This is a genomic window from Maritimibacter sp. 55A14 (assembly GCF_003122205.1).
Classification (GTDB): Bacteria; Pseudomonadota; Alphaproteobacteria; order Rhodobacterales; family Rhodobacteraceae; genus QEYE01.
This window is the reverse complement of the sequence record NZ_QEYE01000001.1, coordinates 1-13,291: the sequence shown is the minus strand read 5'-3', so window position 1 is coordinate 13,291 and position 13,291 is coordinate 1. Positions and strand designations below refer to the sequence as shown.

The window sequence follows — 13,291 nt, the reverse complement described above, 5'->3', positions numbered from 1 at the left end:
ATATCACTCCGCACAAGGCAGCAGCGCGCGCAAGCGGGCGAGCGCGGCGTGGCGCTCGGCTTCCAGCGCCGCGCAGCAGGGCGGCAGGCGCCAGCCGCCTTCGGGGTCCGGCTGCGCCAGGCCGCGGGCCTCCAGATCGGCAAAGAGTGCGTCCAGATCAGGGGGCGGCGCGCCCAGCGCCAGGTTGCCGCCGCGCCGGCGCCAGATACGCAGGGGCGTGCCGGGTCTTGTGATCAGGCGCAACCAGGGGCGCTCCGGCGCCGCGACGACCTGCACCGGGCAGCCCGTCCAGACCGCGTCGCTCAGCGCCGAGACGCTGTCGCCGGTCAGCACGATCTCGGCGGCCTGCCCGAGCCACTCCCGGTAGGGATTGTCGCGTCCGCCGGCCGCGTGCCAATCGTAGAACCGCTCCGCAGAACCGAGACGGGCGCGGAGCGCCGCGGCGAGGCGCGGCGGCGTCCGGGGCGAGGTGGCAACAGCCAACGGCAGGCCGTGCCGCGCGGCCGCCGCGCGGGCGCGGTGCAGCAGCGTCCCGGCCGTGGCTTCGTCGAGCCGGACCGTCCAGCTGTCGCCGCCCAGAACGGCCAGCACATGGCGGGCGGGGCCTGCGGCGGGGGGCTCGGCCAGCGGAGCCTGCCAGGGCAGGGCGAGACGGATCAGGTTGGCCGCATCGGGCATCGCGTACTGGCCGGTGGTCAGAAGCAGGTCGAAATGCCGGGGATGCGCGCGGGGACGGCCCATATGCACCAGCCGCGTGCGCCCGCCAGAGCGCGCGCGCAGCCAGCGCGCCGCCGGAACCGATCGCCGCCCTATGCCAATCACCAGGTCGGGCCAGGGCGGCGCGGCTTCGGCGGGCCGTCCGCGCAACGACAGCAGGCTTGCGCCCAGAGCAGCATTCGGTAGCTGACAGAACCCGTTGAAATCAAGTTGGATTTCCCGCGATTCCGCGCCCAGGTCCGCAGCCAGCGCGCGCAGTTGCGCATTGTCGCCGTGCCGCTGGCCCAGAAGCAGCCAGACACGTGGCGGCGATGTCACGCGGGTCTCCGCAACGCGCGGCGCAGGATCAGGATCCGGCTGAAGAAGATCGTGCCCTGCCACAGCAGCAGCGCGATCCCCGCGCCCGTCAGCCCCGCGACGTTCAGCAGCAGCAGAAGCACCGGCAGGAAGAGCAGCGTGGCGATGAGCGCGGTGCGGAAGACGGCGACCTCCTTGCCGACGCAGAGCATTGCGGGCGCCAGCGCGAAACCACTCGCGGCCAGGCTCGCCGCCGCACCCGCGCCCAGCAGGAGCGGCGCGGCCGATGCGCTCTCGGGGCCGAAGAGCAGAACCAGCAGCGGCTCCGCCGCGAATACCAGCACGCCCACGATCAACCCCACGATCAGGACCGAGACGAGAAGCGTGCGCCGTACCAGCCGGCGCACCCTGTGGCGCTGGCCACGCGCCTCCAGCCCGGCGATTTCGGGAAAGACGATCGGGCCCAGGAGCGAGCGCAGCTTGGCCATCGATTCAGTGATCTGGCGCACCAGTGCGAAGAGGCTGGCCCCGGTGGGGCCCAGCATGCCGCCCACGATCAGCACGGTGGCGTGGCTGGTCACCGTCTCGACGATGGCAGTTCCGTTCGTGAGCGCGACGAAGCGCCAGATTCGCGGGAAACCGTCGGAAAGCACGCTCCACTGACCGCGCATCCGCGGCATCAGGTCGCGCTGGCGCGCCTCCTGCCAGGCGACCGCGAACATGTAGCAGCCCGAGACAATACCCGCCGCCGCCCAGACGCCCAGAAGCGCCACGACACCGCCGCCGAAGCTCAGCACCAGGGCGGCGCCGAGAAGCCGGATCACCGCGTTGAGCGCATGCTGTTCGGCCAGTACGCGGAACCGGTCCACCAGCCGCAGGAAGCCGGTCGGCGTGGCCCCGGTGATGAACAGGATCGTAACCGCGTACCAGGGCACCAGCGCGGTGACCTCATCGGGCCAGTGCAGCCATTTCGCGGCCAGAGGCGCGGCGAGGATGGCGATCACGATGGCGATGGCGAAGGCGATGATGTCGAGCCGCAGAGTGAAGCCCATCAGGCGGCGCAGGTCCGAGGGACGGTCGAACTCCATCAGCACGGCGCCGTAGCGGGTAACGGCGGCCCAGGAATCGAAACGGATGAAGCCCGCGATGACGCGGATATAGGCTTGCAGGAGAGCGACGAGGCCGAAGCCCTCGATGCCGACGGCGCGCACCGCCACGGCGGCGGCGGCCAGATTGACCAGGCCGAAGATGGCACGCCCGCCAAGGATCACGCCGGCATTGCGGCGCAACCTGTGCCAGATGCGCTCGGTCGATGCCGGTGTCGGGGCTTGTGTCATCGCTCTCGGGTTCCGTAATTGCTCTGCGGCATAGGGCGATTCGATGGTTGCCCACAAGCGCGCCGCGGGGGTAGGTTCTAGCGCGACCGATCCCGGCAGAACAGATGAAAGCATCCGCAATGGCGAACACCGTCTTCATTCACACCAACGCCCAGCAGATGGCCGGCGCCATCGTCGCCCGGCATTCGCTCAAGCGCCAGTCGGCGCGCCCCGACGCTATCGAGGTGAAGATCACCCGGCGCGAGGACTTCCCGATCTTCCGGGAATACGAGGGCCGCAAGTTCTTGCGCGCCGGCGGCTGGCGGGTCTGGCGCAACGACGATCTGCAAAGCTTCACCCCGGTGCGCTTCAGCCCGCCCGAGCAGATGGGCTATGCCGGACGCGCGGTGGTGATCGACCCGGATGTTTTCGCCGTCGGCGACATCATGGAGCTTTTCGACCGCGACATGGGCGGCAAGGCGATCCTGGCGCGACCGCGGCCCGGCCATAACGGGCGCGACGACTATATCGCGACCAGCGCCATGCTGCTCGACTGCGCGAAACTCACCCACTGGAACATGGCGCGGAATCTCGAGCGCATGTTCAGCGGCGACCTGGATTACGAGAACTGGATCATCCTGGCCGAGGAGACGCGCGAGACGATCGGCGAGTTGGAAACGATCTGGAATGATTTTGACCGTCTGGGCGCGGATACGCGGCTGCTGCACAACACCAAGCGCCGCACCCAGCCCTGGAAGACGGGGCTGCCCATCGACTTCACCAACCGGGTGCCGCTGATCGGGCGCTGGCTGCCGGGGGCCGGGGTCCGCCTGCCGGGCCGCTACAAGCCGCATCCCGACCCGCGGCAGGAGGCGCTCTTCTTCTCCTACCTGGCCGAATGTCTCGATGCCGGTGAGGTCAGCGAGAAGGACCTGCGCGCCGAGATGTCCGCGAATCACATCCGCCACGACGCGCTGGAGCGCGTGAAGAGCGCACCGGGTGTGGATGCGATCCTGGGCCAGGTCGGCGCCGCGGCGGCCTGATCAGTCGCGGTAGAGCGTCGTGGTCTTGCGCAGCGGGCCGCGGTCGTCGCAGCCCAGGCACCAGGCGATGCCGGGGTGGCGACGGGCGGCCAGGCGCATCTGGTCGCGCCACCAGTCATGCGATTGCAGCGTGGTATGCGGGTTGCGCCCGTCCGGCAGGCGCTTGACCGCCGGGTAGCAGGCCGCAACGACGAAGACGAAGCCGCGAGCGCGCGCGAACATGTCGTCGAGCACCCAGGCCACGTCCCAGGGGCAGAGATGCTCCACCACATCGGTGGAGATCACGCCGTCCACGGGCTCCGCGCCGGGATCGGCGAAGGTTTCCACGCCGGGATCGTAGCAGCGCACCGTGACGCCGGGCCAGGCGGGGGTGTGGCGCAGGGGGCTGTCGTCCGGCGCACCCGCGATCCGCGCGTAACCCTCTGCCTTGCCGGCGCCGTAGTCGAGCAGCGTCTCCGCCCCGGTCGCCGCGACCAGCTCGCGCACCGGGGCGAGGTGGTGCTTGAGCCGCTGGCCGGGGAAGAACTGCGCGTCGTGCATCTGGCGGTAGAGCCCGATCAGCTCGCCGAACTCGTGGCTGGCCCGGTCCTTGGTGAAGGGCAGGAACCCGGCGGCGTCGGCGGCGCGCTCGCGGTCCTGCCAGAGCCGGGCGAGCGGCGCGGAACCCGCTTGCGGGGCGGCGTTGGCGGGCAGCAGCGCGGCCCCCGTTGCGCCTTGCGCGCCCTCCGCACCCCGTGCCCAGTCGGCGGGAAGGGCGCCTCGCCGCGCACGGGCCTCGATCCGGTCCGGGGGCGTGCCGTCCTCCAACTCTCCGGCGGGCCAGAGCGGGGCCAGCGTCGCACAATCGAGCAGCGCCAGCCGTCCGTCCGGCGCGGCCAGCCAGCCGGCCCCGCCCATGTCGAGATCGAGGAGCCGCGCCGGGTCCTCCAGGAAGACCGTGCCGGTCTCGCAATAGATCGCGCGCCCGGCGCCCCCGGCCAGCGCGGGCACCGCGGCGCGGTAGCCCTGATAGGCCGTCCGCCAGCGGCGGCGCGGGAAGCGCGCCAGATTGGCCATGACGTGCAATTCGTAGCTGCGGGCGGGGTCACGCAACGCGCGGATCGACCAGAACAGGACGCGCAGCGCCCGCCATTCCGCGGGCGTGGTGCCCAGGAAGATGCGCACCGGGGACGCTTTCGCCGCGCCGTCCTCGGCCTCCAGCCGGATCACCTCGGGCCGGGTCGTCGCGGCCTCGCCAAAACGCGGCTCGAATAGCCGCAGCCGCTCCAGCCGCCGGCGCAGCCAGCCGGGGCGGGCGATCGCACGCAAAGGATGGTTCAGGGTTTCAGCCTGGCTCATGTCCCCTCCCAGATATGCAGGACCGGGCTGTGTGCCGCACCGATCCTTGCCGAGGGTTCCGGCATCGCGGTCCCCGACAGGCAACCTAACAGGGGAAATTGCGGGATGTCGGCCGGATCGGGCAGCCTCGCGCGATCCTGATCTCACCGGGCGCGAGGATCAAATCGGCGTGATGGCGTTAGTCTGAGGGTACGCCGATCAGAAGGCAGGCCGCAAGCAGCTTGCGGGTGTCGTCGTGGATGGCGGGCTTTTCGCCCTTCCAGCGGGGGTAGAGCCGGTGCGGCACCGGCTGGCTTTCCGCCAGCGCGGCCAGGGCCTCGTCCGTCTCGGCCACGAAACGGCCGAGCCGGGTGTCGAGATTGGCGCGGAATGTCTCGCGGTGGCGGGCCTCCATCCGCAGATGAAAAAGCGAAGAGCGGCTGCGCGGCTTGACCTCCAGCCCCGCGATCTGCTCGGGCACCCCGGCCCAGAGCGTTCGCGCCCGCGCATAGAGCCGGCGCGCCCGCGGCTCGCGCCCGGCCAGCCGCGCGGCCAGCGCCAGGTTGGCCTCCGACGCGGCGCGGCGCGGGTCGCTTTGCGCAAAGCCCAACCGGGCCAGCCAGCCGGCGCGGATGAAACCCCAACGCGCCGCCCTGCCGCGCCCCTCGGCCAGGGCGCGGTTGGCGGCCTCCTGCCAGCGTTCCCAAATCACGTCGCGCCGCCGCCAGCCGGCGTTGAGCGCGGCGCGCATCGCGGTGACGCGCTTGTCAGACACCGAGATAGGCTGCGCGGACATGTTCATTGTCATGCAACTCCTCTGCCGGGCCTTCCAGCGCCAGATCGCCGGTCTCCAGCACATATGCGTAATCGGCCAGGTCGAGCGCCAGTTCGGCATTCTGTTCCACCAGCACCACCGGCACGCCCTCGGCATTGATCTCCTCGACGATGCGGGCGATTTCCTCCACGATCACGGGGGCGAGCCCCATCGAGGGCTCGTCCATCAGCAGGAGCCTTGGCTTCGACATCAGCGCCCGTCCGATGGCCAGCATCTGCTGCTCGCCGCCGGACATCGTCTTGGCAAGCTGGACGCGGCGCTCGCGCAGCCGCGGGAAGCGCTCGTAGACCTTGCGCAAGTCGGCCTCCACCGCGCCTGCGTCGCGGCGCAGGAAGGCGCCGGTGCGCAGGTTCTCCTCCACGGTCAGGTCCGGGAAAATGCGGCGGCCTTCGGGAACATGGGCGATGCCGCGGGCGACGATCCTGTCGGGGGGCAGGTGGTCGATCCGCTCGCCGTCGAAATGGATTTCGCCCGCGCTCAGCTTCGAGAGGCCAGACATGGCGCGCAGCGTGGTGCTCTTGCCCGCGCCATTGCCGCCGATGATCGTGACGATCCCGCCTTCTGGCACCTTGAGGGTGAGGTTCCGCAGCGCCGAGACCTTGCCGTAGCTGACACTGACATCGCGCATCTCAAGCAACATGGCGCGTGCCCCCCAGATAGGCCGCGATCACGTCGGGATGATGGCGCACCTCCTGCGCGGTGCCCTCGGTCAGCAGGCGGCCGAAATTCATCACCGTGATCGTGTCGCAGAGCCCCATCACCGCGTGCATGTCATGCTCCACCAGCAGGATGGTCACGCCGCTCTCGCGCAGCCGGCGCATCAGCTCCATCATCCGGTTCGTCTCTTCCGGGTTCATGCCGGTGAAGGGCTCATCGAGCAGGATCACGTCCGGGTGCGCGGCCATCGCCACGGCCATGCCTAGCGCGCGCTGGTGCCCGTGCGAGAGATCGCCCGCCCGTTCGCCCGCCAGATGCGCGATGCCGAAGAAGTCGAGCGACTCCATCGCGCGGGCATGGGCGCCGCGCCGGTCCTCGGTGTCCCAGCCGACGATGGCGGCGAAGATATTGGGGCGGAAGGGCATATGCGTTCCCACGAGCGCGTTTTCCAGCACTGTCAGTTCGGCGAAGAGCGTGGAATGCTGGAATGTGCGCACCACGCCGCGGCGCGCGACCTCGAACATCTTGAGGCCGGAGATTTCCTCACCGCGCAGGCGGATGCTGCCCTCGGTCGGCGTGTAGAAGCCCGAGATCATGTTGAAAGTCGTGGTCTTTCCCGCGCCGTTGGGGCCGATCAGCCCGTGAATCTCGCCATGCTCGACCCTGAAGGAGAGCGCGTCCACCGCCGTCAGTCCGCCGAAGCGCATGGTGAGGGTATCGACTTCCAGGAAGGGAATGGTCATGCCCGGTCCTCCATCCGCGTGGGCTCGGCAAGGGCGCCGGGTGCGGGTTTGCGTCCGACCAGGCGCTGCACGATGCTCTCCAGCCCCTTGGGCAGGAAAAGCACCGACAGGATCATCACCAGGCCGTAGATCATCGGCCGCATCTGCTCGAAGCCCATCTCGCGCAGCACGATCTCGTTGAGGATGGTCAGCACCACGCAGCCCAGGATCGGGCCGTAGAAGGTTGCGGTGCCGCCGACGATCGCCCAGGTCAGCACGAAGACCATCTGTTCCACGTCGAAGCTGGTGGGGTTGATGGTGCCAATGTAATGGGCCATCAGCGCGCCGGAGAGCCCCGCGAAGCCGCTGGCGATGACAAAGGCCAGCGTGCGGTAGGCGCGCACGTTGACGCCCGCGGACTCGGCCAGGTTGTCCTGCCAGTGGACCGCGTGGAAGGTCAGCCCGACGGGCGAGCGCTCGATGCGCCACATGATCCACAGGCAGACCGCGACCACGGCCAGCGCGAAATAGTAATAGCTGACCGGCTCGAAGAAATCGAAGCTCCAGATGCCGATGTCGATATCGGGCATCGGGTCGATCCGCTTGAGACCCTTGGGGCCACCGAAGGGCTCGCGGTAGCGTTTCCACAGGAGCCGGATGATCTCGCCCGCCGCGAAGGAGCCGATGAGAAAGTAGAACCCCTTCATCCGGAAGAGCGGGTAACTCAGGACCATGGCGATCAGCGCCGCCGTGCCCGCGCCCAGCAGCATCGAGACCGGGACCGGGACGCCGAAATGCTTGGTGTAGAGGGCCGAACCATAGGCGCCGACCCCCATGATGACGACATGGCCCAGCGACCATTCCCCGGTCAGCGTCAGCAGCCGGTAGGAGGCCACCAGCAGCACGTTGAAGACCAGATAGGCCAGAATCTCCTGCTGCGAGAAGCTCAGCACGTGGGGCAGGGCGATCAGGAAGACGCCCAGAAGCGGCCAGGCGAGGACGTGGATGAGCGATCTAGGCACGGTCGGCGGTCCCGAAGAGGCCGGTGGGCTTGACGACGAGCACCAGCAGCATGAGCGACAGGCCCACGATATCGGCCACCACGCCGTCGTAGAAGGTGGTCACGAATGTGTGGACGAAAGCATAGATCACCGCGGCGATCACCGCGCCTTCAAGCGAACCGATGCCGCCCACGATGATCACGATGAAGGCAGCGATGATGACCGAATGGCCCATATGCGGGTTGACCGAGATGAGCGGTGCGGTGAGCGCACCGGCCACGCCCGCAAGTCCGGCACCGATGAACATGGCGATCTGCGCGGTCTGCCGGATCGAGATGCCCTGCAGCGCAGCAGCCTCCCGGTCCTGCGCCGAGGCGCGCAGTGCCCAGCCAAATCGGGTCTTCTTGAGGAAGGCCCAGAGCGCGGCCAGCAACACCACCGCAGCCAGGATCACCACCAGCCGCTGCACCGGCAGGCGGACCCGGTCGCTGAACTCGATCACCTCCTGCGTGACCGGCGGCACATGCTCCATGCGCACACCGAAGCCCATCGACACGGCGGCTTGCAGGATCATCAGGAAGCCGATCGAGGCGACGAGGCCACCCAGCGGGTTGTCCCTGAGCGGTCGGAACATCGACCATTCCATGAAAATGCCGAGCGCACCGACGAACATCACCGCCAGGCCCACCACCAGAACGTAAGGCATCTGGAAATCAGTGTAGAGCGCGACGACGGTATAGGCGCCCATCATGAATAACTCGCCATGCGCGAAATTGATCACGCCCATGACGCCGAAAATCAGCACCAGGCCGACGGCGACAAGCGACATGTAGGCCGCCGCGTAGAGCGCGTTCAGCCCGGTCTGAGCCAGCAGTTCGATCATGTTCGGTCCAGCTTTGTTGGAAAGCGCGCGGCACGGGCCATCAGATCCCCGCGCCGCGCCAGTTGAGCACGGAGGGGAAACTTAACCGCGCTGGTTCCACATCTGCCCGAAATCGGCCATGTGCTTCTTCAGAAGCTCGCCATGCTTGTCGTACCATTCGGGGATCGACTTGTAGGCCATGATGCGGGCCTTGCCGTCCTCGATGCGCACGACCGGCCAGTTTCCGACAAGCGCGTGGTCGATACCGAAGAGATCCTCGCCCCACCAGTCGGCGTCGCCGAAAGCGTGCTTGCCGCTGCCGTCGGCGGTCATCGCCTCAAGCACGGCGTCGGGCTCCACCGAGCCCGCCTTCTGTGCGGCGGCGGCCCACAGGTCCATGATCGAGGCGTATTCCCAACTCACCGCGCCCCATTCGCCGGGGTGGCGTTCGTTGTAGACCTCGAAGAACTTGTTGGGGTCCTTGAAGTTGATGAAGTCCTTGTTCAGCTCCGGGTCGTCGAAATCCGGGAACTGGAAGATAAAGCCCTCCATGAACTCCTTCGACGTCTTCTCGACCATCTGGTCGTAGAAATCCGCGGTGCAGGAGATGATCTGCCCCTCGTAGCCCTGCTGGAAGAGCTGCTCGACGATCGGGTGGACATAGTCGGCATAGCAGGTGTCGAGGCAGACGATATCGGGGTTGTCGGAGATCAGCTTGGTGACGACAGGCGCGAAATCGGTGGTCGCCGGGTCGAAGAGCAGCGGCTCCTGCTGCATCTCGATGCCCGCAGCCTCGAACGCCGCCAGGTAGGTCGCGACCGAGGGCAGACCCAGCGCATCGTCCTGGGCGCAGATCACCGCGGTCTTGAGATCGGGATGCTGCTCGGCCATCCATTCCACGCCGGTCACGTTATAGACCGGATGCACCTCGGCGGGGGCGATCAGCGTGGTCGTCTCGGGGCCCAGATCGGAGGGCAGCAGCGTCGAGAAGAGCATGCCCGTCTGATCGGCCACGCGCTCCACCCCGGCCCAGGTGTCGCCACCCAGCATCATGATGAATTTCACGCCGTCCTCGCGGATCAGCTTGGTCGCGCCGGCGCGCGCCTTGGCGGGGTCGTACTCGTTGTCGTAGCCGACGAACTCCACCGCGTAGGTTTCCCCGCCGATCTCCAACCCGCCGGCGTCGTTGACCCATTCGGCCCATATCTCGCAGCCGTCGAGGCCCGGCTTGCCCCAGGCCGCGACCGGTCCGGTCAGCGGCGCCAGAAACCCGACCTTCACGGTTTTGTCGGCCGCGAAGGCGCGCTTGGGAAGCGTCGAGCCGACGAGACCCAGACCCGCGGCAGAGGCGGTCGTGCCGAGAAACTTGCGGCGACTCACCCCTTTTTGAAAAAACTTGGCAATCATCTTCGTTCTCCCGGTTTTCTTGGACTTATCAGTCTCTCGCTTGACGGGGTCTGTACCAAAAATGATCCAAATTTGGCCGACCCATTCTGTTCTGTACCGGTAAGGCTATCCAACGAGGGGCAAATTGCAACAGGTTTCCGTACCGATCAGCCACGCTCACCGATATTTGGTTCTGTTTCGGTATTAAATTGGTCCGTCACTGCGCCACCATCCCATACCGCACCGGACGGGCCTCACCCGGAGGCACCGCCGGCGGAGGGGTGATCCCGCGAAGGATGCGTTCGGCTCAGCGGGCCAGGACGAGTTCCGCCTTCAGCCCGCCCAGATCGGCGCTGTCGCCCAGCCGCAGAATTCCGCCGTGGCTGCGCGCAATGTCCGCGGCGATGGCCAGACCCAACCCGACGCCGGGGCCGCGGTTCTGGTTGCGCGCGGCTTCGAGCCGGGCAAAGGGGCGCAGCGCCGTCTCGCGGTCCTCCGGCGCGATACCAGGGCCGTCATCCTCGACCGCGAAGCGCAGCGCGCCGGGTGTCAGCGCCACCGTGAGGCGCGCCTGCGTGCCGTAGCGCGTGGCGTTGGACAGCAGATTGCCCAGCGCCCGGCGCACTGCCATCGGACGCATCGGCACCGTGCCCGACCGGGCACTGCCCGGCGCGCGGGCCAGGGACACGTTCTGGCCCGCCCGGTGGGCGTCCTCCACCAGCGTCTCGGCCAGATGGTACGGGTCGGTCGGGTCCAGAGCGTCGGCCCCGTCGCCCTGCGCGAAGGCCAGAAACCCGTCCAGCATTTCCTGCATCTCGTTCAGGTCGCGGGCCAGCGCCTCGGTGTCGGGACCCGGCTCCAGCATCGAGACTGCCAGCTTCATCCGGGTGAGCGGCGTGCGCAGGTCGTGGCTGACGCCCGAGAGCATCAGCGTGCGCTGCTCGATCTGCCGCTCGATGCGCGCGCGCATGTCCAGGAACGCATTGCCCGCGGCACGCACCTCCAGCGCCCCGGCGGGCCGGTAGGGCAGCACGCGGCCCTTGCCAAAGGCCTCCGCGGCGCGCGACAGCCGCCGGATCGGACGAAGCTGGTTTCGCAGGAAGACGAAGGCCACGCCGGTCATCAGCGCGCCAGCCAGGATCATCAGCACCAGGAGCTGGTGCGGGTTGGAGGCCGAAACGCGCCGCCGCGAGAAAGAGAGCTGCATCTCACCCTTGGGCATCGCGGCGCTCAGCGCGACGCGGCTGCTGTCGGCTGCCAGGTCGATCTTGCGCAACTCGGGGATCTGGGCGCGCAGCCGATCCATCACCGTTATCCCGGTAAGGTCGTAGAACCGCCGCCGGTTGGTGACCGGGGCGGGCGCCTCGGCGTCCTCGGCGCCATAGGAGAGATCGTAGGACATGGCGCGGGCGAAGGGCGCCAGCCGCTCCAGCGCCTGCGCGCGGTCGGGCGCGGCGCGCGCCGTGTCGAGCACGTAGCGCAACTCCATCGCGACGCCGTCGGTCATCTGCCGGGTCACATCCGCGAAATGCCGCTGGATGAACACCACCGAGACCACCAGCTGCAGCAGCACGATGGGCAGGATCAGGATCAGCGCGGCGCGGGCATAGAGGCTGCGCGGCATCGGACGTTTCAGCCATTCGAAATTCATGGCAGAACGGTAGCCCGAGAGAGCAACGCGGGGAAGATGCGCAATGGCCGATCCGTTCATCACCGAATTTGACCCGCCCGTCGGCCGGCCCGAGACGCTGCTGCCGGGGCTGCGCCGGCTGGTGGCGCCCAATGCCTCGCCCATGACCTTCCGCGGCACCAACACCTATCTCTTGGGCGAGGGGCCGGTCGCGGTGATCGACCCCGGACCGCAGGACCAGACGCACCTGGAGACGATCCTGGAGGCGGCGGGGCCGGCGGGGATCAGCCATATCCTTGTCACCCACAGCCATGTGGACCATTCGCCGCTGTCGCGCCCGCTGGCCGAAGCGACCGGCGCACCGGTGCTGGCGATGGGGCCCAGCGGGGCCGGGCGCAGCGCCGCGATGGAGGCGCTGGCGCAGGCCGGCGAACTGGGCGGCGGCGAGGGGATCGACCGCGCCTTTGTCCCCGACCGGCGGCTCGCGCATGGCGAGATCGTGGAGGGACAGGGCTGGCGCATCGAGGCGCTGGCCACGCCCGGACATCTGGGCAACCACATGTGTTTCGCCTGGGGTGAGCGCGTCTTCACCGGCGATCACGTGATGAGCTGGGCCACGACGATGGTCTCGCCGCCCGATGGCGACCTGACCGATTTCATGGCCTCGCTGGAACTTCTGGCGGCGCGCGAGGATGACAGGCTCTACCTGCCGGGCCACGGCGCGGCGCTGGAGGACCCGCTGGCGATGGTGCATTACCAGATCGCGCACCGGCGCGGGCGCGAGGCGCAGATTCTGGGCGAGCTCGCCGCCGCCCCGGCCACGCCGGCGCAGCTTGCCCGGCGCATCTATACCGATGTCGCGCCCGGCCTGCTGCCCGCCGCCGAACGCAATGTCCTGGCGCATCTCATTGATCTCTATGGCAAAGAGATCGTCGGCTGCGAGGGGCCGCTGGCCCGCAACGCGGTCTATTACCTGCGCTGAGAGGCGGGCGGGGACGGGGCCAAAATTCCACTGGACGCCCGAGATCGGACTTGCTAAACCGCCCCCGGTGTTCCGGCGTAGCTCAGCGGTAGAGCAGTTGACTGTTAATCAATTGGTCGTAGGTTCGATCCCTACCGCCGGAGCCAAAATCTCCAAATAGAAACCTGAGATTTACTTGAAGACTTACTAAGTTGGATCAGGAATCTAAGGCATTAATTGGTAATTGGTGGGTGCTGCGGTGGCGTACGGGTTCCAGATGAACTAGCCTCATTTACAAGTTCTGGAACTTGAGTGGACCAAAAATGGCAGATGATGGGACTGACAAGCCTAAGACCTCCGCTAGGCTCCAGACTCATTGATTTACAGCCAGAACAAGACGGTGGCAGCGAGCGCGATGGCTGAGAGGAAAACCGTCGGGCTTCTGTCGTAGCGGGTGGCGATGCGACGCCAGTCCTTCAGGCGTCCGAACATGATCTCGATCCTGTTGCGTCGTTTGTAGCGGCGCTTGTCGTATCGGATAGGCTTG

General features: G+C 67.8%; 13 protein-coding genes and 1 tRNA gene. 3 read left to right on the top strand and 11 right to left on the bottom strand.

Annotation, left to right across the window (positions count from 1 at the left end):
• Positions 1–3: 3 nt before the first annotated feature.
• Together DDZ14_RS00070 and DDZ14_RS00065 are read right to left on the bottom strand one after the other, a co-directional pair.
• The gene (locus DDZ14_RS00070) at positions 4–1,035 is read right to left on the bottom strand and encodes an ELM1/GtrOC1 family putative glycosyltransferase (RefSeq protein ID WP_158275435.1); all 1,032 of its coding nucleotides are present in this window, start codon (positions 1,033–1,035) and stop codon (positions 4–6) included.
• Positions 1,032–2,351: a lipopolysaccharide biosynthesis protein gene (locus DDZ14_RS00065; protein ID WP_158275434.1), complete on the bottom strand. Its 1,320-nt coding sequence runs from the start codon at positions 2,349–2,351 to the stop codon at positions 1,032–1,034. Before DDZ14_RS00065 ends, DDZ14_RS00070 begins: the two co-directional genes overlap by 4 nt.
• 104 nt (positions 2,352–2,455) lie before the next feature.
• Between DDZ14_RS00065 and DDZ14_RS00060 the strand changes: the two genes are divergently transcribed.
• A complete protein-coding gene (locus tag DDZ14_RS00060; protein ID WP_199221248.1) occupies positions 2,456–3,373 on the top strand; it encodes a hypothetical protein in 918 nt (305 codons plus the stop codon).
• Here the strand turns inward: DDZ14_RS00060 and DDZ14_RS00055 are convergent, their stop codons facing one another.
• From DDZ14_RS00055 to DDZ14_RS00020, 8 genes are all read right to left on the bottom strand, one after another.
• Positions 3,374–4,711, bottom strand: a complete 1,338-nt coding sequence (locus DDZ14_RS00055; protein ID WP_109422903.1) for a hypothetical protein — start codon at positions 4,709–4,711, stop codon at positions 3,374–3,376.
• 178 nt (positions 4,712–4,889) lie between these two features.
• Complete coding sequence (locus tag DDZ14_RS00050; protein ID WP_109422902.1) at positions 4,890–5,486, bottom strand: tetratricopeptide repeat protein; 597 nt, start codon at positions 5,484–5,486, stop codon at positions 4,890–4,892.
• Positions 5,458–6,165 carry an ABC transporter ATP-binding protein gene (locus tag DDZ14_RS00045; RefSeq protein WP_109422901.1) on the bottom strand — a complete coding sequence of 236 codons (708 nt, stop codon included), beginning with the start codon at positions 6,163–6,165 and terminating at the stop codon, positions 5,458–5,460. Before DDZ14_RS00045 ends, DDZ14_RS00050 begins: the two co-directional genes overlap by 29 nt.
• Complete coding sequence (locus DDZ14_RS00040; protein ID WP_109422900.1) at positions 6,155–6,925, bottom strand: ABC transporter ATP-binding protein; 771 nt, start codon at positions 6,923–6,925, stop codon at positions 6,155–6,157. The genes DDZ14_RS00045 and DDZ14_RS00040 overlap by 11 nt, the downstream gene beginning before the upstream one ends.
• A complete protein-coding gene (locus DDZ14_RS00035) occupies positions 6,922–7,926 on the bottom strand; it encodes a branched-chain amino acid ABC transporter permease (RefSeq protein WP_233252413.1) in 1,005 nt (334 codons plus the stop codon). The genes DDZ14_RS00040 and DDZ14_RS00035 overlap by 4 nt, the downstream gene beginning before the upstream one ends.
• On the bottom strand, positions 7,919–8,788 hold the full coding sequence (locus DDZ14_RS00030; RefSeq protein WP_109422899.1) for a branched-chain amino acid ABC transporter permease: 870 nt from the start codon (positions 8,786–8,788) through the stop codon (positions 7,919–7,921). Before DDZ14_RS00030 ends, DDZ14_RS00035 begins: the two co-directional genes overlap by 8 nt.
• Positions 8,789–8,869: 81 nt before the next feature.
• Entirely contained in the window at positions 8,870–10,174 is a 1,305-nt protein-coding gene (locus DDZ14_RS00025) for an ABC transporter substrate-binding protein (protein ID WP_109422898.1), read from the bottom strand.
• A gap of 286 nt (positions 10,175–10,460) precedes the next feature.
• Entirely contained in the window at positions 10,461–11,804 is a 1,344-nt protein-coding gene (locus DDZ14_RS00020; RefSeq protein ID WP_109422897.1) for an ATP-binding protein, read from the bottom strand.
• A 43-nt stretch (positions 11,805–11,847) separates the two neighbouring features.
• Here DDZ14_RS00020 and DDZ14_RS00015 point away from each other — a divergent pair, with 43 nt between their 5' ends.
• Positions 11,848–12,765, top strand: a complete 918-nt coding sequence (locus tag DDZ14_RS00015) for an MBL fold metallo-hydrolase (protein WP_109422896.1) — start codon at positions 11,848–11,850, stop codon at positions 12,763–12,765.
• Positions 12,766–12,836: 71 nt separating this feature from the next.
• A tRNA-Asn gene (locus DDZ14_RS00010) sits at positions 12,837–12,911 on the top strand.
• Positions 12,912–13,125: 214 nt separating this feature from the next.
• On the opposite strand, the gene DDZ14_RS00005 is transcribed toward DDZ14_RS00010, so the two are convergent.
• Positions 13,126–13,291: transposase (locus tag DDZ14_RS00005; RefSeq protein WP_146193041.1), on the bottom strand; the 166-nt coding region annotated here is incomplete at its 5' end.